This is a genomic window from Brachybacterium sp. P6-10-X1 (genome assembly GCF_001969445.1).
Taxonomy (GTDB): domain Bacteria; phylum Actinomycetota; class Actinomycetes; order Actinomycetales; family Dermabacteraceae; genus Brachybacterium.
On record NZ_CP017297.1, the window covers coordinates 1075401 to 1095354 of the forward strand.

At 71.3% G+C, this 19954-nt stretch carries 18 protein-coding genes; 3 read left to right on the plus strand and 15 right to left on the minus strand.

What is annotated here, in order from left to right; translation table 11 throughout:
* Positions 1–11 precede the first annotated feature (11 nt).
* Positions 12–710, plus strand: a complete 699-nt coding sequence (locus BH708_RS20100; RefSeq protein ID WP_253705478.1) for a (deoxy)nucleoside triphosphate pyrophosphohydrolase — start codon at positions 12–14, stop codon at positions 708–710.
* A 2-nt stretch (positions 711–712) separates the two neighbouring features.
* On the opposite strand, the gene BH708_RS04885 is transcribed toward BH708_RS20100, so the two are convergent.
* The 7 genes from BH708_RS04885 to BH708_RS04915 form a co-directional block, all read right to left on the minus strand.
* Positions 713–1537 (minus strand): alpha/beta fold hydrolase, encoded by an 825-nt coding sequence (locus BH708_RS04885; RefSeq protein WP_076807060.1) that lies wholly within the window; start codon positions 1535–1537, stop codon positions 713–715.
* A gap of 104 nt (positions 1538–1641) precedes the next feature.
* Positions 1642–2898: a metallophosphoesterase family protein gene (locus tag BH708_RS04890; protein ID WP_076807062.1), complete on the minus strand. Its 1257-nt coding sequence runs from the start codon at positions 2896–2898 to the stop codon at positions 1642–1644.
* Positions 2899–3014: 116 nt separating this feature from the next.
* Positions 3015–4196 (minus strand): heparan-alpha-glucosaminide N-acetyltransferase domain-containing protein, encoded by a 1182-nt coding sequence (locus BH708_RS04895; RefSeq protein ID WP_157235755.1) that lies wholly within the window; start codon positions 4194–4196, stop codon positions 3015–3017.
* Positions 4197–4274: 78 nt separating this feature from the next.
* Complete coding sequence (locus BH708_RS04900) at positions 4275–5978, minus strand: ABC transporter ATP-binding protein (protein WP_076807065.1); 1704 nt, start codon at positions 5976–5978, stop codon at positions 4275–4277.
* A complete protein-coding gene (locus BH708_RS04905) occupies positions 5975–7006 on the minus strand; it encodes an ABC transporter permease (RefSeq protein ID WP_076807067.1) in 1032 nt (343 codons plus the stop codon). The genes BH708_RS04900 and BH708_RS04905 overlap by 4 nt, the downstream gene beginning before the upstream one ends.
* 1 nt (position 7007) lies before the next feature.
* Positions 7008–8096 carry an ABC transporter permease gene (locus BH708_RS04910; protein WP_076807069.1) on the minus strand — a complete coding sequence of 363 codons (1089 nt, stop codon included), beginning with the start codon at positions 8094–8096 and terminating at the stop codon, positions 7008–7010.
* Positions 8093–9733 (minus strand): ABC transporter substrate-binding protein, encoded by a 1641-nt coding sequence (locus tag BH708_RS04915; RefSeq protein ID WP_076807070.1) that lies wholly within the window; start codon positions 9731–9733, stop codon positions 8093–8095. The genes BH708_RS04910 and BH708_RS04915 overlap by 4 nt, the downstream gene beginning before the upstream one ends.
* A 596-nt stretch (positions 9734–10329) precedes the next feature.
* Here BH708_RS04915 and BH708_RS04920 point away from each other — a divergent pair.
* Positions 10330–11268 (plus strand): SMP-30/gluconolactonase/LRE family protein, encoded by a 939-nt coding sequence (locus BH708_RS04920; RefSeq protein WP_076807072.1) that lies wholly within the window; start codon positions 10330–10332, stop codon positions 11266–11268.
* Positions 11269–11331: 63 nt separating this feature from the next.
* Here BH708_RS04920 and BH708_RS04925 read toward each other — a convergent pair whose 3' ends face one another.
* A complete protein-coding gene (locus tag BH708_RS04925) occupies positions 11332–12300 on the minus strand; it encodes a squalene cyclase (RefSeq protein WP_076807074.1) in 969 nt (322 codons plus the stop codon).
* 122 nt (positions 12301–12422) lie between these two features.
* On the opposite strand from BH708_RS04925, the gene BH708_RS04930 reads away from it, so the two are divergent.
* Positions 12423–13280 carry a hypothetical protein gene (locus tag BH708_RS04930; protein WP_076807076.1) on the plus strand — a complete coding sequence of 286 codons (858 nt, stop codon included), beginning with the start codon at positions 12423–12425 and terminating at the stop codon, positions 13278–13280.
* Here BH708_RS04930 and BH708_RS04935 read toward each other — a convergent pair whose 3' ends face one another.
* The 7 genes from BH708_RS04935 to BH708_RS04965 are packed head-to-tail and all read right to left on the minus strand — an operon-like array spanning position 13281 to position 19808.
* A complete protein-coding gene (locus BH708_RS04935; RefSeq protein WP_076807078.1) occupies positions 13281–13655 on the minus strand; it encodes a DoxX family protein in 375 nt (124 codons plus the stop codon).
* A 53-nt stretch (positions 13656–13708) separates the two neighbouring features.
* On the minus strand, positions 13709–14407 hold the full coding sequence (locus tag BH708_RS04940; protein ID WP_076807079.1) for a sirohydrochlorin chelatase: 699 nt from the start codon (positions 14405–14407) through the stop codon (positions 13709–13711).
* Positions 14404–15240: a uroporphyrinogen-III synthase gene (locus tag BH708_RS04945; protein ID WP_076807081.1), complete on the minus strand. Its 837-nt coding sequence runs from the start codon at positions 15238–15240 to the stop codon at positions 14404–14406. The genes BH708_RS04940 and BH708_RS04945 overlap by 4 nt, the downstream gene beginning before the upstream one ends.
* Positions 15237–16001, minus strand: coding sequence for a uroporphyrinogen-III C-methyltransferase (gene cobA, locus BH708_RS04950; RefSeq protein ID WP_076810819.1), 765 nt, complete (start codon positions 15999–16001; stop codon positions 15237–15239). Before cobA ends, BH708_RS04945 begins: the two co-directional genes overlap by 4 nt.
* A complete protein-coding gene (gene nirD, locus BH708_RS04955; protein ID WP_076807083.1) occupies positions 15998–16378 on the minus strand; it encodes a nitrite reductase small subunit NirD in 381 nt (126 codons plus the stop codon). The genes cobA and nirD overlap by 4 nt, the downstream gene beginning before the upstream one ends.
* On the minus strand, positions 16375–18933 hold the full coding sequence (nirB, locus tag BH708_RS04960) for a nitrite reductase large subunit NirB (protein WP_172805740.1): 2559 nt from the start codon (positions 18931–18933) through the stop codon (positions 16375–16377). Before nirB ends, nirD begins: the two co-directional genes overlap by 4 nt.
* Positions 18930–19808: a formate/nitrite transporter family protein gene (locus BH708_RS04965; RefSeq protein WP_076807085.1), complete on the minus strand. Its 879-nt coding sequence runs from the start codon at positions 19806–19808 to the stop codon at positions 18930–18932. The genes nirB and BH708_RS04965 overlap by 4 nt, the downstream gene beginning before the upstream one ends.
* Positions 19809–19954 lie beyond the last annotated feature (146 nt).

Here is a 19954-nt window from a genome sequence, read left to right on the forward strand (position 1 = left end):
AGACTGGGCGCATGATGATCCACCCCGAGGAGGGCACCGGCGCCGAGATCACCTGGCACCGCGGCACCTGCCCCCGCTGCGGCAGTGACCAGGTGATCCACCACGTGATCGGAATCCCCCTGGCGGGGGCGACGGAGTCCTCGCCGCCGTGGGTGGTCTGGGAGAGCTGCGTCGGCCTCGGCCCGGAGCGGGAGTGTCTGACCTGTGAACATGCCTGGTCGCCCGAGGACGTCGGCTTTGCGGAGCGGCCGGAACCGCGGGTCGACGGGCTGACCGGTGAGGAGGCACCGATCGACCCCGCGCCCCTGCGCGTGGTCGGCGCGGTGATCGTCGACGGGGAGCGGATCCTGGCCGCCCGGCGGAGGCCAGGAAGGGCCGCCGCCGGGCTGTGGGAGTTCCCCGGCGGGAAGATCGAGCGGGGCGAGTCCCCGCAGCAGGCCCTGGTCCGCGAGCTCGCCGAGGAGCTCGACGTCCAGGCGCGGGTCGGCCACCTGATCGGCCGAGGGGTGGGCGACGGCGGGGGCCGCGACCTCCACCTGGACTGCTACTGGGTGCGCCTGGTCGGTGCCGCGCCGACGCACAGCACCGACCACGACCTCCTGGAGTGGCTGGAGCGGGACCAGCTGCGGGATCTGCAGTGGGCTCCGCCCGACGTCCCCATCGTCCAGGTGCTCCTGGCCGGGGCGCCGCCGGTCTTCGATCGACCCTGAGCTCAGCGCCCGAGGAAGTCCAGCAGCGCCCGGTTGAACTGCTCGGGATGGCTCGCGTTGAGGCCGTGCGGCCCGCCCGGGATCAGCACCAGCTCGCTGCCGGGGACCGCCTCGTGCGTCCGCTTGCCGGAGCCCTCGAAGGGCACGGTGCCGTCGGAGTCCCCGTGGATCACCAGCAGCGGTACGTCGATCGCTCGCAGGTCCTCGCGGAAGTCGGTGGTGGCCCAGGCCTCCATGCAGCCCAGGGCAGCCTCCTGGTCGCTCTGGCGCGACATCCGCACCGCCTCGTCGACCTCGGCCTGATCGACCGCGAGCCGATCGCCCGCCGTGAAGAAGCCCGTCGCGAACTCGGTGAAGAAGGCGTCGCGGTCCTGCTCGAGGCCTTCGCGCAGCTGTGCGGCGGCGTCCCGTGTCAGCGGACCCTCGGGGTTGTCGTCGGTCTGCAGCAAATAGGGCGGTACGGCCGCCGCGAGCACGGCCGCGCGCACGCGCGGACTGCCCTGGGTGGCGAGATGGCGCACGACCTCGCCGCCTCCCATGGAGAACCCCACCAGCGTCACCTCGTGCACGTCCAGCTGGGTGAGCACGGCCGCGAGGTCGGTGGCGAGGGTGTCGTAGTCGTAGCCGTCCCGGGGCTTGTCGGAACGTCCGAACCCGCGACGGTCGTAGGTGATCACGCGGTATCCGCCCTGCTCGAGGGCGCTCTTCTGGTGTGCCCAGGACTCCCCGGAGAGCGGCCAGCCATGGATCAGGACCACGGAATGCCCGGCACCCCCGCTGTCCTCGACGAACAGAGTGGTCCCGTCCTGTGCGGTGACATGCGACATCGTCGTTCCTCTCCTCGGTGATGCCTCGACGCTATGAGGTCCTCCCCCGCAGTGCAAGCGCTCCGACCGGACCGTCCTCACCGCGGAGCGGAGCTCCTCGACGCTCAGCGCACCCCGTCGGGGAAGTCCGCCGGCTCGCCCGGTTGCCCGGTCCCGCTCAGGTCGATGCCGTAGTCGGCGGCGAAGCGCAGCTCGGTGCCCGCGTAGGTGCCCTCGACGTTCTCGTCGAGGTGGAAGACCCGTGCCCCGCGCAGACGGTGCTCCTCGGTGCCGCCCAACCCATAGGTGCCGAAGCCGGTGCCCGGGCCGTAGCCGAGCTGGATGCCGTAGTAGTCGCCCGCGTACGTGTTGATGTGGTCGTGCCCGACGAACAGGCCCTTCACGTCCCCGCGCTGCAGCATCGCGGCGAACATGCCGGAGTTGAACGGGCCAGGGCACTCGTCCTCGTTGCGCTCCCCCTCGATCGAGTGCTTCGCCGCCGCGCGGGCGTGATCGGCCTCGGTGCGGGCATCGACGCTCGCGAACCACATGAAGCGGTGCTCCCACAGGGCGATGTGCTGGAACACGAGACCCGGCACCAGCTGCTTGTTCTTCTTCTCCAGCCGCTGGGAGGCGCTGAGATACCACTGGACCTGGTCGGGACGCAGCCAGTCCCAGTCGGGGTAGCCCTCGAAGTCCTGGCCGGCGATCTGCTCCGGGGCGTAGCGACCGGAGTCCAGCAGCCACAGGGCGAAGGCGTCGGCCCGCGAGGCCGCGGAGCGCACGGTCAGCACCTGGTTGCCGCTGCCGGTGGTGTCCCGGGCGCCGGGGGTGTTGACGTTGTGCCGGTACTGAGCGACGAACTCGAGGTAGCCGGCCTCCTCGAGGCCGGTGGTCGCGCTGGAGTCCTCGTCGTGGTTGCCGAAGGTCAGCGCCCAAGGGATGCCGCGGTCCTCCATGGGGCGGACCACGTTGTTGATCGCCTGCTTCGCCTCCTGTGGCGTGGTGGGGGATCCGTCGATGACGTCGCCGTTGATCACCACGAAGTCCGGAGCCACGTCGTCCAGCACCGCCTCCTGCAAGGCGATGGTGCGCACGTCGGTGCGGTGTCCGTCCTGGGTGTCGTTGAACTGGACGACGGTGAAGGTGCCGTCGTCCCGGAAGGAGAGCTCGTCTCGCACGATGCCTTCGTTCGGTCGCAGGGGCCTGTCGGTCGGCGCCGCGGGGGCGGCCGACGCGGTCCCCATCATGCCCGCTGCAGCGATCCCGGTGGCGGAGTATCGCAGCAGTGATCGGCGGGAGTGCGCCGGACGAGAGGACGAGGTCGTGGTCGAGGAACTGGTCGAGGGAGTGGTCGAGGGAGTGGTCGAGGAGGAGCTCATGGAGGGGCCGTTCCGTCGGGGGCGGGGGTGTGCCGGCCCAGGCAACCGGATCCGACGGACGGGTATCCGTCCCGGCGGCGAGCACGCGGCGGCATCCCGGCGAACGGTCGATGAACTCACCGCCGCACGGCCCGGCGGATCACCGTGGCCAGCAGGGCTTCGAGCGGCCCGCGTCCTCCCCGCTCGGCCAGCACCGCGCCGAGGGCGAACACGCCGCCGAGGTGGACGGCGAGGATCCCGGCGCCGGCGACGTACCAGGGCATCGAGCTCAGGTCCCCACCGGACAGGAGCACGGCGATGACCACTGCGATGCCCGTGGCCAGCACGTGGGCGACGTAGACGGTCAGCGGCGCGGCACCTGCCGCCCGGAGGCTCTGCGCGATCCTCCCGCGCACCGTGTGCAGCGTCGGCAGCAGGTGCAGAGGCGGCAGCAGGCGCAGCGCCAGGCCGATCAGCGCCACGGCGATGCCGCCCGTGGCCAGCATGTCGGCGACGGTTCCGGTGTGCGTCGCGGCGGTGTACCAGGCACCGGGGCTCGCGTGCCCGAGGGCGGCGGCGAGGACCGGCAGGAGGTGGGCGGCCGCAGCGGTCACGGCCCCGCCTGCCAGGGCGAGGAGGGAGAGGCGCCGGATCCGCCCGGCCTCCTGCTCACGCAGCACGGCGCGCATCAGCACGATGCCGGTCAGCAGGTACGGGATCCAGGTGATCACCGGGTACTGGCCGGTCAGCACCAGTCCCCGGAGCACGCCGACGGGGTCGTCCAGGCTCAGCAGCGTCACGGTGCCGAACTCGACCGGCCCGGGAACGGCCATCGCGAGCGGATGGCCCCCGGCGGTCAGCACGGCGATCACGGCCACCAGCACCCGGGCGCGCAGCAGCAGCAATGGCGCGGTGAGCATCATGGACAGCCCGAAGGGGACCAGCACCACCATCACGGGGCTGGGGGCCAGCTCGAGCAGCAGGCCCAGCGCCGTCACCACGGCGCCGCGCACCAGGATCGCCAGGACCGCGCCGCGGCGGTCCCCGTCGGCCAGGTGCCGTCGCGAGGCGAGCACGAGGCTGCAGCCGCCGACGACGGCGAACAGGGTCGAGGAGGTCCCCTCGGTCAGCAGGTGCGCGACCCGGGCCGCTGCGGCTTCCGGGCCGGAGGCACCGGGGACGAGCGCGAGAGGGGCCAGGAGGTGCGCGCTCATCATGCCGACGACGGCGAGCAGGCGGACCAGGTCGAGAGCTTCGATCCGGGCGGGAACCGTCCGGGCCGGGCGAAGGACCGCGGGGCGGGGTGGTGCGTAGATCATGCCCACCAGGGTTCCGGGACGGCCCGGCCGGCGCGTCAGCTCCCAGGTCGATCCGGGGTCCTCCCGTGGGTGGAGGCCTCAGCTCGCCGCGCCGCTGCCCCACTCCCGCATGAACGCCTCGCGCCGCTCGGCCTGCTCGACGGGGTCGGGCACCGGCAGGGAGGCGATGAGCTTGCGGGTGTAGTCGTGCGTGGGCCGCTGCAGCACGTCCGGGCCGTGGCCGTCCTCGACCAGGTCGCCGCGGAACAGCACCCCGATGCGGTGGGCGAGGGTGTCGACCACCGCGAGGTCGTGGCTGATGAACAGGGCGGCGAAGCCGAGGCGGCTCTGCAGCTCGCGGAACAGCTCCAGCACCGTGGCCTGCACCGACACGTCCAACGCGCTGGTCGGCTCGTCGGCGATGAGCAGCTCCGGTCCCAGCACCAGCGCCCGCGCCAGCGAGATGCGCTGACGCTGCCCGCCCGAGAGCTCGTGCGGGTATCGGCCCGCATACGACGCCGGCAGTTCCACGGCCTCCAGCAGCTCCCGCACCTGCTTCGCATGCTCGGGCGCGCCCTGCTGCGGCTCATGGACGATCAGCGGCTCGGCGATGCACTGCTCGATGGTCAGGTGCGGGTTGAAGGAGGTGGCAGGGTCCTGGAACACGAAGCCGATCCGTCGGCGCAATGGCTTGAAGGACTTCTCCTTCATCCCGTTCATCTCGTGGCCCAGCACCTGCAGGCTGCCGCCGGTGGTGCGCTCCAGACCGGCCATGGCACGGCCGATGGTGGTCTTGCCGGAGCCCGACTCCCCCACCAGGCCGTACACCTGGCCGGCGCGGATACTGAAGTCCACGCCCTTGACGGCACGGAAGGCAGGCTTTCCCAGACGTCCCGGGTACTCGATGACCAGGTTCTTCGCGACGACGATGGGCTCGGCCTCATCGATCTGCTGCTGCTGCTCGGCATCCAGCGCCGTCCACGCGGAGTTGCGGCCCAGGTGCGGCACCGCGGCCAGGAGCTTCTTGGTGTAGTCCTCACGGGGATGGGCGAACAGTTCCACCGCCCCGGCGCGCTCGATCACCTGCCCGTGGTACATCACGGCCACGGAGTCGGCGAGATCGGCGACCACCCCCATGTTGTGGGTGATCACGATGACCGAGGTGCCGAAGCGGTCCCGCACGTCCCGCAGCAGCTCCAGGATCTCGGCCTGGACGGTCACGTCCAGCGCGGTGGTCGGCTCGTCGGCGACGATCAGCTCCGCCCCCAGGGCCAGCGCCATGGCGATCATGATGCGCTGCTTCTGGCCGCCGGAGAACTCGTGCGGGTAGCGGTCGATGCGCTCGTGGGGATCAGGGATGCCCACCTTCTCGAGCGCCGCGACCGCCTCCGCGCGGATCTCCTTGCGGGTCATCTTCGGGCGATGCGCCCGCAACCCCTCCCCGATCTGCCACCAAATGGGGAAGACCGGGTTCATGGCGCTGGAGGGCTCCTGGAAGATCATCGAGACGTCCTCGCCGCGCAGCTCGCGCAACTGCGCCCCGCTGAGGCTCACCACGTCTGTGCCGGAGACCAGGACGGCTCCGGTCGCCTCGGCGGTCTCCGGCAGCAGTCCCAGGATCGAGCGGGCGGTGACGGACTTGCCGGAGCCGGACTCACCGACGATGGCGAGGATCTCCCCGGGCGCGACCTCGACGTCCATCCCGTCGACCGCGTGGACGTCCCCGCCGTCGGTCGCGAAGTGGACGTCGAGGTTCTCGATCGCGAGTCGTGGGACCGCCGGCGTGCTCTGGGTATCGGTCATGCCGCCGCCTTCCGTCGGGCGCGGGAGCGCTTCTTCCGCGTCCGCAGACGCGGGTCGTTGAGGTCGTTGATGGATTCGCCCACCAGCGTCACGCCGAGCACGGCGGCCACGATGGCCAGGCCCGGGAACAGTCCGGTCCACCAGATCCCGCTGGTCGCGTCGGCCATCGCGCGGTTGAGGTCGTAGCCCCACTCGGCAGCGCTGGTCGGCTCGATGCCGAAGCCCAGGAAGCCGAGCGCGGCGAGGGTCAGGATCGCCTCGGACGAGTTCAGCGTGAAGATCAGCGGCAGGGTGCGGGTGGCATTGCGCAGCAGGTGCGTGCCCATGATGCGCTTGTGTCCGGTGCCGATGACCTTCGCGGCCTCCACGAACGGCTCCGCCTTCAGCTGGACCACCTCGGCGCGGATCACCCGGAAGTACTGCGGGACGAACACGACGGTGATGGAGATGGCGGCGGCCAGGATGCCGCCCCAGGCGTTGGACTGCCCGCCGGAGATGACGATCGACATGACGATGGCCAGCAGCAGCGAGGGGAAGGCGTAGATCGCGTCGGCCAGCATCACCAGCACGCGGTCCAGCCAGCCGCCGAGGTAACCCGACAGCAGACCCACGGCGGAGCCGAGGAACAGGGAGGCCACGACCGCGCAGACCATCACGGCCACCGCGGTGCGGGTCCCCCAGATCACCCTCGAGAGCACGTCGAAACCGGTCACGGTGGTTCCCAGCAGATGCTCGGCCGACGGCGGCTGCTGGCCGCCGAAGCGCTGGCCGTCGACCCCGGTCTGGGCGAAGCCGTAGGGCGCCACCACCGGGGCGAACAGGGCCGTCAGCAGCAGACCGAGGACCAGCACCAGTCCGGTGATGAGCATGCCGCGCTGCAGCCCGACGCTGCCGCGCAGGTGCGAGATGACCGGCAGCCGCAGGATCCATGAGGATCGGGCCCGGGCGGCGACACGGGTGGATTCCGCGGCGAGGTCGTGGTCGGCGCCGCCGTCTTCTCCCGGGGGGACGGGGTTCGAGAGCGTCATGTCAGTACCTCACTCGGGGGTCGATGAGGGCGGCGACGACGTCGACCAGGAAGTTGGAGATCGCCACGATGACCGCGAGCATCATCACGATGCCCTGCACGGCCACGTAGTCGCGGGCCTTCATGTACTCGGCGAGCATGTAGCCCAGCCCGTTCCACTCGAAGGTGGTCTCGGTCAGCACGGCACCGCCCAGCATCATCGCGATCTGCATGCCCATCACGGTCACGATCGGGATCAGTGCCGGGCGCAGGGCGTGCCGGGTGGTCAACCGCCGCTCGGCCACCCCGCGGGAGCGGGCCGAGTCGATGTACTGCATCTCCAGCGTGCCGATCATGTTGGTGCGCACCAGGCGCAGGAAGATGCCCCCGGTGAGCACGCCGAGCGCGATGGCGGGCAGCAGCGCGTGCTTCGTGACGTCGACGAGCAGGTCGACGTCCCCCAGCCGCAGCGCGTCCAGCAGGTAGAACGGCGAGGGGTTCAGGATCGAGCTCATGGTCAGCTCGCCGCGGGTGGAGAGGCGGCCGGCGACCGGCAGCCAGCCCAGGCCCACGGAGAACACGAGCTTCAGCAGCAGGCCCACGAAGAACACGGGCGTCGCGTAGCCGAGGATCGCCACGATCCGCAGCACCGCGTCCGGCCAGCGGTCGCGGGTGCGCGCCGCGATCATGCCCAGGGGCACGCCGACCACCAGTGCGACCACCACGGCATACACCACCAGTTCGAAGGTCGCCCCGCCGTACGTGGTGAGGATCTGGGCGACCGGGGTGCCGTCGGTGTAGGACGTGCCGAAGTCGCCGCGGACCACACCGCCGAGATAGTCGATGTACTGCACGATCAGCGGGCGGTCGTAGCCGGCCTCGGCACGGCGCTCCGCGAGCTGTTCGGGAGTCAGGCGGCCGCCCAGGGCCGCCGTGATCGGGTCGCCCGTGATCCTCATGAGGAAGAACACGACCGTCATCAGGATGAACACGGTCGGGATGATGAGCAGGAAGCGCACCAGGATGTAGCGGCCGAGGCCCCCCGAGCGCTCGCGCTTGCGCGCGGGTCGGGGGGTGGTGGGCTCGACCGTCGTGTCGGGCTCCGCGGTCACTTGCTGATCGGAGCGATGCGGAACTTGAAGGACGAGTCCAGCGTGACGCCCTCGACCTCGGTCGTGGACACCGCGATCTGGGCTCCCTGCAGCAGGGGCAGGGTCGAGATCTCCTCGGCCACGATGTCCTGGATCTCGACGAACAGCGCCTCGCGCTCCGCCTCGTCCTGGGTGCCGCGCTGCTGGGCGATCAGCTGGTCGACCTTCTCGTTCGAGTAGTGGTTGACCAGGAAGTTGTCCGTGGCGAAGAACGGCGAGAGGTAGTTGTCGGCGTCCGAGTAGTCAGGGAACCAGCCCAGCTGGTACGCGGGGTACACGTCGCTGGTGCGGTCCTTGTTGTACTGGACCCACTCGGTGGACTTCAGGTCGACGACGAACAGCTCGTCGGCCTCCAGCTGACTCTTCACCGCTGCGTACTCGTCGCCCGAGGAGGCGCCGTAGTGATCGGGGTTGTACTGCAGGCTGAGCTGCACCGGGATCTCGACGCCCGCGTCCTCGAGTCGCTTCTTCGCGCGGGCGGCGTCGGGGCCGCCCTCGCCGTCGCCGTACATGTCCTTGAACTGGGTGCCGGAGCCCGGCAGCCCCTCGGGGATGTAGGAGTACAGCGGCGTGTAGGTGCCCTTGTAGACCGACTTCGCGATCGCCGCACGGTCCAGGAGATCGGCGGCGGCCTGACGGACGGCCTGCGACTTGGCGGGGTCGGCGTTCTCGGTCTTGGTGCCGTAGGGCATCGTGGCGAAGTTGAACACGATGTAGCGGATCTCGCCGCCGGGGCCCTCGTGCACGGTGACGGCGTCGTCGGCCGAGAGGTCCTCGATGTCGGTGGCGGACAGCGAGCGCCACACGCAGTCGATGTTGCCCTCCTGGATGTCCAGCTTCATGTTGTTCTGGTCGGCGTAGTAGGTCATCGACACCTTCTGCGTGGCGGGGGCGCCGAAGATGCCCTTGTAGCCGTCGAAGGCCTGATAGGAGACCAGGTCGTTGATCTTCCAGCTGGTGATCTGGTACGGGCCGCAGAACGCGCCGCCGTCGACGATGTCGTTGTCGGGAAGCACCTCGTCGGCGGGGAAGACGTCGGCGTCGACGATGGGGCCGGCCGGACTGCACAGCACGTACGGGAAGGTCTGGTCGTTGGGCTCGGTGAGGTGGAACTCGACGGTGAGGTCGTCGACGGCCACGACCTTCTCGAGGTTCCCCAGCAGGCTGGAGGGGCCGTTGGGATCGGCGATCTTCAGTTGTCGATCGAAGGTGTGCTTGACGTCCTCACTGGTCAGCTCGTTGCCGTTGGCGAAGGTCAGGCCTTCCTGGAGCGTGACGGTGTAGACGTTCTCGCTGGTGAACTCCCCGGACTCGGCGAGGTCGGGCTCGGGCTTGCCGTCCTCGGAGCCGACGGAGGTGCCCATGAGGTAGCCGTAGCACTGCGTCCACACCGTGGAGGAGCCGTTGTCGTAGGCAGCCGCCGGATCGAGGGCGGTGACCTTGTCGGTGGTGCCGACGGTGAGGGCGCCGGAACCGTCGCCGCCACCGCTGCCGCCGCCGTCGTCCGCGGTCTTCGCACAGGCGGACAGGAGGACGGGGACCCCGGCCAGGGACAGCAGCACTGCCCGTCGCCTCGGGGTGAAAGCGGCATCGAACATGGGTTCCTCCAGGGGTGAAGCGGTCCGCGGGATCACGGCTCTGTGAGGCGCCGGCGGCTGCTTGTGACGTGACGCACCGGTGCGTGTGCCCTGAAACGTAGCAGTGACACGCACGAGCGCCGAATCCCTGGAGCGGATCAGCTGACCCGTGACGGAAACGTTATCCGACCGCTCGGGTGGGCAGCAGGCGGGGCGGTGGCGCGTCGGCGGAGCGGCGAGGCAGTGGAGCGGCGAAGTAGTGGGCGGCGATGCAGTGGGGTGGCGGAGCGGCGCAGCGGCGAAGCAGCGGAGCGCCGCAGCGGCGGGGCGGCGGGCTACTTCGACCAGCCCGACGCGCCGGGCCACCCCCACCCGCCCGACACGCCGGACCCGGCATGCCGGTTCCCCCGATCCGTTGCGCAGACGTGACGGATCGGGAGAATGGGCGAACCGACACGAGTCGTCGACGACGTGGGAAGCCCTGCATGATGACCCGCGGCGGGCGATAGACGACCCGGGGACCGCCCGGCGGCCACCAGAAACCTCCCCGGGGGCCACCCGATGACCGCCCGGGGGCCCCACCCGAAGACCACCCGAAGACCTTCCGAGGAGACCCCATGACCGACCTCCGCTCCAGCTTGCTGGTCGACGATGCCGCGCTCGTACAGGTGGCGACCGGTGCCACCTGGGCCGAGGGCCCCGTCTGGATCCCGGGTCGCCGGGCGGTGCGCTTCAGCGACATCCACAACGACCGCATCCTGGAGTTCTCCGAGGAGACCGGGGAGCTGACAGTGTTCAGCGCTCCCGCCGAGTACACCAACGGACGCACCCTGGACCTCGCCGGGAACGTCGTGGAGTGCTCCCACGGCCGCCGCGCGGTCCAGCGAGATACCGCCGTCGGCCCCGGGGAGGCACCTGCACCGACCACTCTCGTGGACCACCTCGGCCCGCACCGCCTGAACTCCCCCAACGATGTGGTCGTCGCCTCCGACGGGGCGATCTGGTTCACCGACCCCGCCTACGGCATCAAGCGCCCCGTCGAGGGGCACGCCGGTGAGGAGGAGTACGGCGACCGCTGGGTGTTCCGCTACGACGAGGCCTCCGGAATCCTCACCCCGGTGGTGATCGACGTGGAGGCACCCAACGGTCTCGCCTTCTCCCCCGACGAGTCCCTGCTGTACGTCGCCGACTCCTCGCTCTCGCCCGCCGACGAGTCCGATCCGTTCCCGGACCGCCCCCATGGCCACGCGATCCACGTGTACGACGTCGTCGAGGGCCGGCACGCGAAGAACGGCCGCATCCTCACGGAGGTCTCCCCCGGGCTGCCCGACGGGATCCGGGTGGACGTCGAGGGCAGGATCTGGAGCTCGAGCCTGTCCGGGGTTCAGGTCTTCGCCCCCACCGGCGAGCGCCTGCTGGACCTTCCGGTGCCGGAGAAGACGGCGAACCTGTGCTTCGGCGGCGACGACGGGCGCACGCTCTACGTCGTCGCGAGCACGAGCCTGTACCGGATCCGGACCACGACGCGGGATGCCGTGACCCTCGCCCGCTCATGACAGCACATAACAGCTGTATTTTCGGCAACGCGCTGTAGAGGCTTTACGAACGGGCAGCGATGATCAGCTCGGCGACTCGTTCCACCATCGCAGCACCCGCAGCGCCTGCAGGGTGAGCCAGGGCGAGGGCTCGCCCAGCGGGACGTCGATCTCGAACCACACCTGGCCGGGGAGCACCTTCTGCTGGAGCCAGGTGCCGTCGCTCTGCTGCGCCTGGCGGACGATCTCGACAGCCTCGGCCATCCGCGGATCCCGTCGGCCCGCGAGGCGGAAGTGGTCCAGCGCCCGCAGCGCGGAGTAGATGTGGCGCGGCGGGTACAGGAAGTGGTCGACCCAGGGCCCGAGGAGCTCCCCGGTGCTCAGACGCCGGGTCAGATGCCGCTCGAGGAGGTACTCCTCCCCCGACGCGCGCGCCGCACGGGTGGCCTCGGTTCCGCCGGTGGCCAGCTCGTGCACCAGCAGGGCGCGCAGGGCGTTGAGCGTGGAGTGGACGCTGGAGCGCACCGAGCCGTCGGTCCACTCGCAGTTCCAGCCGCCGTCGGGCTGCAGATGCTCGACGAACCAGGTCGCGAGGTCCTCGACGTCGGCCCCGAGCCAGAGCCCGTTGGCCAGTGTCATCGCATTGATGCAGCAGTCGACCTCGCCGCCCCAGTACGGGAGGCTGCGGTCGTACTCCCAGTGGGAGTTCTCCGCCAGCAGCCCAGCGGTGTCCCGCTCGATCAGCGGCGCGGCGTCCATCCCCCATTCACGCAGGGTGGTCAGCGTCCAGGTGGTCGCGGTCCAGGGCTGACCGGGCAGCGTGCGACTCTCGGGGTCCTCGAGGAATCCGGCCGGGAAGAACGCGCCGCCCGCCCACTGCCCGTCGGGATCCTGCCGCTCCAGGAGGGCGGCTCCGAACCCCTCCCGGGGGATCCGGGCACGGGTGGCCTCCCACCGGTCGGTCGGGGCGTCGAGCAGGTCGCGCTCGACCTGCCAGCGCAGCGCGGGGTCGGTGTCCAGCAGCCAGGAGATGACGTCGGTGGGCGGTGCCATGGAGTGATCCTCGCATCGCGTCCGGAGAGCTGTCACGATGTTCTCGGGCGACGCGGAGGTCCATCCGTCAGGATCGTCCCGTACCCGGCGCTCCGGGGACGACCACGACCGGAAGGACCGACGTGAGCACCTTCGACCGTTTGGCCGGCATGGCCCGCAAGGCCCTCGACTCCAGGACGACTCCCTCCCGCGACGCGGGAACGGGACCGGGCGCACGATCAGGGGCAGGATCCGGCGGGGGCTCCGACTGGCGCTCGATGGTCCGCCGCGCCTCCGACGCGATCACGGGCGAGGACGACCGGCGGCCCGGCCCCGCTCCGTCGGCGGGAACACCCGCGTCGGCATCGACGTCGGCATCGGCGGCGGCGTCACCGTCCGAGGCGGACCGTCGCGCGATCGCCCGCTACGACTACCTGGTGCGCACCACGGAGCCCGACCAGCTCGAGCGCGTCCACCGCGAGGCCTTCGAACGTCTGACCCCGCAGCAGCGCACCCAGTTGACAGCCTCGATGCGTTCCGAGCTGCCCGAGTCCGAGCGGCCCCGCTCGGACGCCCCGGACGACCTCGCTCGCTCTGCGACCCGGCTCGGCGCGATGGATCCCCGCCGCCTCACGCGTCTGCTGGGACGCTCCGGCACCTCCAGGGCCGGGGCCGGGGCACTCGGCGTCGGGGCGGTCGGCGCAGCCGGCGGACTGCTCGGCGTCGTGGCCGGTGGGGCGATCGCCACCGGGATCGGAGGCTCCCTGCTGCAGGATGCCGTCGCCTCCGGCATCGACGTCGACTCCCTCACCGCCGGCATGGAGGCGGACCTGGGCGGCCTGACCGAAGGGTTCGAGGGCTTCGCGGGCGCCGAGGGCTTTGAGGGCGTCGAGGGTCTTGCGGACGGCGTCGGCGGCGGCATCTCGGATGCCGGGGACAGGGTCTCCGGAATCGGTGAGAAGCTCTCCGACATCGGACTCGGAGACCTCTTCAACCGCTGATCAGAGCGGGACCGGGCCGAAGCGGGACCAGGCCACGAAGACGGAGACGATCGCGAGCACGATCGAGGGCAGCGCCTTGGCGAATCCGTCGCCGCGGCGGATGTGCACGAGGGCTGCGAAGACCATGGTGATCGCGAGGCCCGCAGCGGCCAGCGCCACCAGGACCGGCATGACACCGGTGACGGCAGGCAGGATCAGGCCGAAGGCGCCGAGGATCTCCAGCACGCCGATCCCGAGGATCACGCTGTGCGGGAAGTCCTCGACGTACGGAGTGCGCTCGATCTGCTGGTCTCGCGCGGTCAGGAGCTTCGCGGCACCCGACCCGGCGAACACCGCGGCGAGCACGACGGCGAGGATCCACAGGAGCATGTTCATGACAGCGCCTCCTTCATCGGGATCTCGAGTATCTCTCGTCACGGCGCGCTCTGTCACACGAACGCGCCTGCGGCCTCACGGAATCGTGCGGCCAGGAGCGTGATCACCGCCGGATCATCGCCCAGCGGTGCGGCCAGCGCATCGACCCCGGAGGCGGCCACACGTCTTGCGAAATGACCCGGGGCCAGCAAGTAGCTGGCCGCGACCACCCGACGGGCTCCGGCGGCGCGCGCTGCCGAGACCGCCTCACCCAGCGAGGGACTCGCTCCCGCGCCGTACCCGACGGTGACCGGCACGGGGAGCCTCTCCTGCAGGAGGATGCCCATCCGCCCGACGGAGCGCGCGGCCAGAGGATCCGTGGAGCCGGCGGCCGCGAGCACCACATGGTCGCCGTCGCGGTGGCCGGCATCGCCGCCGGGCAGCTCCGCCAGGCGCCGCAGCATCGCCTCGGCGAGCAGCGGGTCCGGCCCCAGCGGGTCGGCGGCGGTGACGTGGGGATGCGGGGCGACGGCGTCGCCGATGTCGCCGCGGACGTGATGGCCGGTGGACAGCAGCAGCGGCACGACCACGGCGGGGCCTTCCGCCGCACGGCGGGCGGCGACATCGGCCACCGTGGGCCGCTCGACGTCCACGAAAGCCTGCACGACGAGAACGCCGGGCAGCGCGCCCGCGAGGGCCTCGAGCACGTCGCGCACGGTGGCGCGACCCGCGCGGGAGCGCGTCCCGTGGGAACAGGCGATCAGCGCGGTCATCCGGCCTCCTCGAAATGGTCCACGACCGAGCGGACGAGCGACCCCGTGCGGCCCCTCGCGGCGAGCAGCACGGGCAGTCCCCGGTCCGAGAGCGGGCGCGCCGTGACAGGTCCGACGCAAGCCAGCACCACGTCTCCCGCTGCGGCCCGGACCTGCAGGCCCAGAAGGAGCCCTGCCGCGACGACCTCCTCGAGCCAGGCGGCCGCCGCCGGGGCGGACGTGAACACCACGGCGTCGAGGGACCCCTCCACGGCACCTCGCACCGAGCTCCGCAGCGCCGCGGGGTCGCGGGTCGGCCTTGAGCGGTACACCGTCAGTCCCACCACGTCCGCCCCGTACTCGATCAGGCGCTCGTCGAGCCCGTCGGCGCCCGTGCCGTGATGCTGGACGGCGATTCGCCGCCCGTCGATCCCCCGAGCCACCAGATGCTCCCCCACCTCCGCCGATGTCTCCGAGGGAGCCACCCAGGCGGTCTCCAGCCCCGCGCCCTGCACGGCACCCCGGGCCTTCGCTCCGCGGGCGACGATCCGGGCGGCGGCCAGCGCGGCGTGCAGCTCCTCCCCCAGCCCGGCCGCGTCGGCCGCCTGCAGCCAGCCGCGCAGTCCGATGCCGGTCAGGACGACGAGATCCTGGGGCGGGCGAGCGATGAGGTCCCGGGTCCGTGCGAGCAGCTGCGCATCGTCCGGGTTCGATGCGGTGGAGAGTGCAGGCGCGCGCCGGACCAGGGCGCCATGGCGCTCGAAGGCTGCCGCGAGCTCGTCGGCCCGTCGCTCGGGGGTGATCACGATGGTGCGGCCGAGGAGCGCGTCGGACAGGCGTGACGAGGCGATCATGGGAGCACCTCCTCCCGTACCGGGGCGGACAGCAGCAGACCCGGGCGGGCGACCTCCCCGAGCACGATGACTGCCGGGCTGCGGACACCCGCGGTCCGGGCGGCCCCGACCAGCTGCCCGAGGGTGGATCGCGTGGTGCGCTGCCGGTCGCTGTGCCCGTTCTCGATGATCGCCGTCGGTCGCGACGGCGGGACCCCGTGGGTCAGGGCCGCGGCCACCAGGCGCGGCAGGCCGCCGACCCCCATCAGCACCACCGTGGTCGTGGTGTCGTCGACGAGCGCGGCGAGGGTCGCGGCCGTCGGCTCGCCCTGCCCGTGCACCACGTGCACCGAGGCCGCCGTGCCGCGATGGGTCAGGGGGATGCCCGCGGCCTCCGGAACGGCGACGGCGCTGGTGACCCCGGGAACGATCTCGACCGGGATCCCGGCGGCGACGCAGGCCGCGTACTCCTCGCCGCCGCGACCGAACACGACCGGGTCCCCGCCCTTGAGCCGCACCACCCTCCGCCCGGCGAGGGCATGGTCGATCAGCGCAGCGGTGATCTCCTGCTGCGGGACCGGATGGTGGCCGGGCTGCTTGCCCACGTCGATCACGTCGGCGCACCAGCAGAGTTCGGCGAGCGCCTCGGCACCGGGGCCGAGCCGATCGGCGACCACCACGTCGGCCTCGCGCAGCAGGCGTTCGGCGCGCACCGTGAGAAGGTCGAGCGGGCCGGGTCCGCCCCCGACGAGCGCCACGGCACCGGGACGCGGGCCGCTCATGACGGCCTCCCCCACAGCAGCTGCACCTGACCGTCGACGGCGCGGGCCTGCCAGGTGCGCAGTCGGGCGGGTTCCTTGCCCCGCGTGTCGAGGCAGGTGCCGGTGCGCAGGTCGAAGACCTGCTTGTGCATCGGGGAGGAGAGAGTCGGGACGTCCCCGCGACTGCCGACGATGCCGCGGGAGAGCACGTAGGCGTCGCTGTAGGGATCCCTGTTGCAGGTCGCGCGGATGGTGCCGTCGGCGAGCAGGAACAGGGCGATCTGCGCGCGATCGACGAGGGCCGCCCGTCCCCGCTCGACCTCGAGGTCGTGGAGCGTGCACACGCTCCGCCAGCTCAGACGGGGGCTCGTCGTCGACTCGAGCGCCTGCGTGGTCATCGTCGAACCTCCAGTCGGGTGCCTGCGATCAGGACCTCCCCCGAGCGTCTTTCCTCGCTGCTGGCCGGCCGGGGCTGTCCGCGCTCGAGGGTGTAGGCGAGCGAGGGGTCAGGGGTGTCGGGAGCGTTGACGAAGGAGTGGAACCGTCGCAGCTTCTCGGGATCCGCGAGGGTCGCCGCCCATTCGTCCTCGTAGTCGGCCACGTGCCGTTCCATGGCGGCGTCGAGGTCGGCGCACAGCCCCAGGGAGTCCTCGAGCACCACCTCGCGCAGCCCGTCGATGCCGCCGTCGAGGGCCTCCAGCCAGGGCGCGGTGCGCTGGAGCGCGTCGGCGGTGCGGATGTAGTACAGGAAGAAGCGGTCGATGGTGCGCACCAACGCTTCGTCGTCGAGTCCCTCGGCGAAGAGCTGCCCATGGCGCGGGGTCGCTCCGCCATTGCCGCCGATGTACAGGTTCCAGCCCTGGGCGGTGGCGATGATGCCGGCGTCCTTGCTGCGGGCCTCCGCGCATTCGCGGGCGCAACCGGAGACCCCGAGCTTGAGCTTGTGCGGGGCACGCAGCCCTCGGTAGCGCAGCTCGAGCCGGACGGCCATGGCGGTCGAGTCGAGCACGCCGTAACGGCACCAGGCCTTCCCCACGCAGGACTTCACGGTCCGCAGTGACTTGCCGTAGGCCTGTCCGGACTCGAAGCCGGCGTCCACCAGTCGCTGCCAGATCACCGGAAGCTCCTCGAGCCGGGCGCCGAACAGGTCGATGCGCTGGCCACCGGTGAGCTTCGAGTAGAGCCCGAAATCACGGGCGATCTCCCCGATCACGATGAGACCCTCGGGGGTGACTTCGCCACCGGGCATCCGCGGGACCACCGAGTAGGTGCCGTCCTTCTGCATGTTCGCCATCACGTGGTCGTTGGTGTCCTGCAGCGTCGCGTTCTCCCCGTCCAGCACATGGGCGGGGGCGAGGGTGGCCAGGATGCTGGCGAGCACGGGTTTGCAGGTGTTGCAGCCGCGCCCGCTGCCGAAGCGCTCGATGACCGCGCTGAAGGTGGTCAGCCCCGAGACCAGAACCGCGTCGTAGAGCTGACGGCGCGAGAGGTCGAAGTGCTCGCACAGTCCGGTCGAGACGGGACGACCCATCCCCATGAGCTCCGCGCCGACCATCGTCGTCAGCGCCTCGACGCAGGAGCCGCAGGTGGCGCCTGCCCGGGTGCAGGCGGTGACCCCGGCGGCGTCCTCACAGCCCTCCTCGTGGACGGCCTGCCGGATGCGTCCGGCGCTCACCCCCGCGCAGGAGCAGACGATCGCCTCGTCGGGTAGGTCTCCGCCCGGTGCCCCCGTGACGCCCTCGGGCAGCAGGTAGGCGGCGGGGTCCGCCCCGAGGGGACGCCCGATCAGCGGGCGCAGCGACCCGTAGGCGGAGGTGTCGCCCACGAGCATGCCGCCCAGCAGGGTGCCGGCGTCGTCGGAGAGAACGAGCTTCTTGTGCACACCGGCCACGGGATCGGCGTAGACGACGTCGAGGGCGTCCTCGGTCGTGGCGAAGGCGTCCCCGAAGCTGGCCACCTCCACCCCGGAGAGCTTGAGCTGTGTGGAGAGGTCGTAGCCGGAGAAGGTCGCCCCGCCGTCCAGGAGTCGATCCGTGACGACCTCGGCCATGGCGTACCCGGGGGCGACCAGTCCTACGCAGCGTCCCGCGAAGCTCGCGACCTCGCCGATGGCACTGATCGCCGGATCGACGGTGCGACAGCCGGCGTCGATCTCGACCCCTCCCCGTGCGGCGCAGGGAAGGTCGGCGGCGCGGGCGAGCTCGTCGCGGGGCCGCACGCCGACGGTGAAGACGACCAGGTCGGCGGGCGCGCCGGTGCCGTCGGCGAACTCGATGCCGGCGACCGCCCCGTCATCCCCGGCGGTGAGGCGGGAGGTGAGGGTGCCGGTGCGGACCGTGAGGCCGCGTTGCTCGATGAGGCGGCGGAGGGCCTGGCCCGCCGGCAGGTCGAGCTGGGCGGACATGAGCCGGTCCCCCGACTGGACGACGGTGACCTCGGCCCCCAGCTTCTGCAGGGCGCCGGCCGCCTCGAGCCCGAGCAGCCCGCCGCCGATGACGTACGCCCGCGGTGGCCCACCGTGCCCGGCGCTCTCGAGGTGGCCCCGCAGGCGCCGGACGTCCTCGAGAGTGCGGTACACGAAAGCCCCGGGGAGGTCGGCGCCCTCGAGCGGAGGGCGACTCGCGGAGGAGCCGGTCGCGAGCACCAGGTGGTCGTAGTCGATCCGTTCACCGCTGTGGGTGAGGACCTGCCTCCTGTCCCGGTCGATGCCGGCCGCGCCGTCGGCCGGGGAGAAGCGCACCCGCGGGTCCTCGAGGACGCCGCGCTGAAGGGTCATCGCCTCGGAATCACCGCCGTCGAAGAAGCGGCTGAGTCCGACACGGTCGTAGGGGTGACAGCCCTCCTCCCCCAGGACGGTCAGGTGGAGCTCGGCCCCGGTGCGGGCCAGCAGGGACTCGGCAAAACGGTGGGCGACCATTCCGGCACCGACCACCACGATCCGTCGGACGCTCATCGCACGGCCACCAGGGACTCGGACGCGGCGACCGGCTCCGGCGTGGTGGCGGGGCCGGTCGGGGGAGCCGGACCGGTCGACGGGGCCGGTCGGTGGTGGGTGATGTACAGGGCCAGCCCCACGAAGACGATCCCGCCGACGAGATTGCCGAGCACGGTCGGGATCTCGTTCCACAGCAGGTAGTCCGTCAGCGTGAAATCCGCGCCGAGCAGCAGGCCGGCGGGGAACAGGAACATGTTCACCACGGAGTGCTCGAAGCCCATGTAGAAGAAGAGCGTCACCGGCATCCACATGGCGACGGCCTTGCCGAGCAGGTTGTCGGACATCATCGCGGCGATGACCCCGGTGGAGACCATCACGTTGCACAGCACGGCCCGGACGAACAGCGTCAGCATGCCGGCGGCGCCGTGCTCGGCGTAGCCGACCGTGCGACCGTGCCCGATCTCGCGGATCTCGAGTCCGACGGCGCTGGGCTCGGCGCTGAAGGCGTAGGTGAAGCACACTGTCATCACCAGGGCGACGGCGACGGCCCCGAGGAGGTTGCCGAGGAACACCAGCGCCCACAGGCGCAGGATGCGACGGATGCTCGCGCCCGGCCGACGGGCGATCAGCGCCAGCGGAGCCAGGGTGAACACGCCCGTGAGCAGGTCGTACCCGAGCAGGTACAGCAGGATGAATCCGATCGGGAAGAGCACCGCGCCGAGCAGTGCCTCCCCGGTCTGGACGGTGACGGTGACCGCGAACGCCGCCCCGAGAGTGAGCAGCGCACCGCCCATCGCTGCGCGGAGCACGGCGTCCCGGGCGGACAGCCCGAGCTTGCCGGCTCCGGCGTCGATCATCCGCGTGACGAGGTCAGCGGGCTTGACGTAGGACATGGGCACTCCTGGGGTCTCGGGGATCCGACAGGTCCCGCGATCGAGCTGCGGGAGCGTCGCCAACCTAGGATGGGCGCCCAGGATCCCCCAGGCCACGACGTCGCCGTGACCATCCTGTGACCTGACGTCTCAGGGACGGGCGGAGG

Coding starts and splice junctions, on each gene's coding strand:
- BH708_RS20100 (WP_253705478.1), top strand. CDS start 12: ATGATGATCCACCCCGAGGAGGGCACCGGCGCCGAGATCACCTGGCAC.
- BH708_RS04885 (WP_076807060.1), bottom strand. CDS start 1,537: ATGTCGCATGTCACCGCACAGGACGGGACCACTCTGTTCGTCGAGGAC.
- BH708_RS04890 (WP_076807062.1), bottom strand. CDS start 2,898: ATGAGCTCCTCCTCGACCACTCCCTCGACCACTCCCTCGACCAGTTCC.
- BH708_RS04895 (WP_157235755.1), bottom strand. CDS start 4,196: ATGATCTACGCACCACCCCGCCCCGCGGTCCTTCGCCCGGCCCGGACG.
- BH708_RS04900 (WP_076807065.1), bottom strand. CDS start 5,978: ATGACCGATACCCAGAGCACGCCGGCGGTCCCACGACTCGCGATCGAG.
- BH708_RS04905 (WP_076807067.1), bottom strand. CDS start 7,006: ATGACGCTCTCGAACCCCGTCCCCCCGGGAGAAGACGGCGGCGCCGAC.
- BH708_RS04915 (WP_076807070.1), bottom strand. CDS start 9,733: ATGTTCGATGCCGCTTTCACCCCGAGGCGACGGGCAGTGCTGCTGTCC.
- BH708_RS04920 (WP_076807072.1), top strand. CDS start 10,330: ATGACCGACCTCCGCTCCAGCTTGCTGGTCGACGATGCCGCGCTCGTA.
- BH708_RS04925 (WP_076807074.1), bottom strand. CDS start 12,300: ATGGCACCGCCCACCGACGTCATCTCCTGGCTGCTGGACACCGACCCC.
- BH708_RS04935 (WP_076807078.1), bottom strand. CDS start 13,655: ATGAACATGCTCCTGTGGATCCTCGCCGTCGTGCTCGCCGCGGTGTTC.
- BH708_RS04940 (WP_076807079.1), bottom strand. CDS start 14,407: ATGACCGCGCTGATCGCCTGTTCCCACGGGACGCGCTCCCGCGCGGGT.
- BH708_RS04945 (WP_076807081.1), bottom strand. CDS start 15,240: ATGATCGCCTCGTCACGCCTGTCCGACGCGCTCCTCGGCCGCACCATC.
- cobA (WP_076810819.1), bottom strand. CDS start 16,001: ATGAGCGGCCCGCGTCCCGGTGCCGTGGCGCTCGTCGGGGGCGGACCC.
- nirD (WP_076807083.1), bottom strand. CDS start 16,378: ATGACCACGCAGGCGCTCGAGTCGACGACGAGCCCCCGTCTGAGCTGG.
- nirB (WP_172805740.1), bottom strand. CDS start 18,933: ATGAGCGTCCGACGGATCGTGGTGGTCGGTGCCGGAATGGTCGCCCAC.
- BH708_RS04965 (WP_076807085.1), bottom strand. CDS start 19,808: ATGTCCTACGTCAAGCCCGCTGACCTCGTCACGCGGATGATCGACGCC.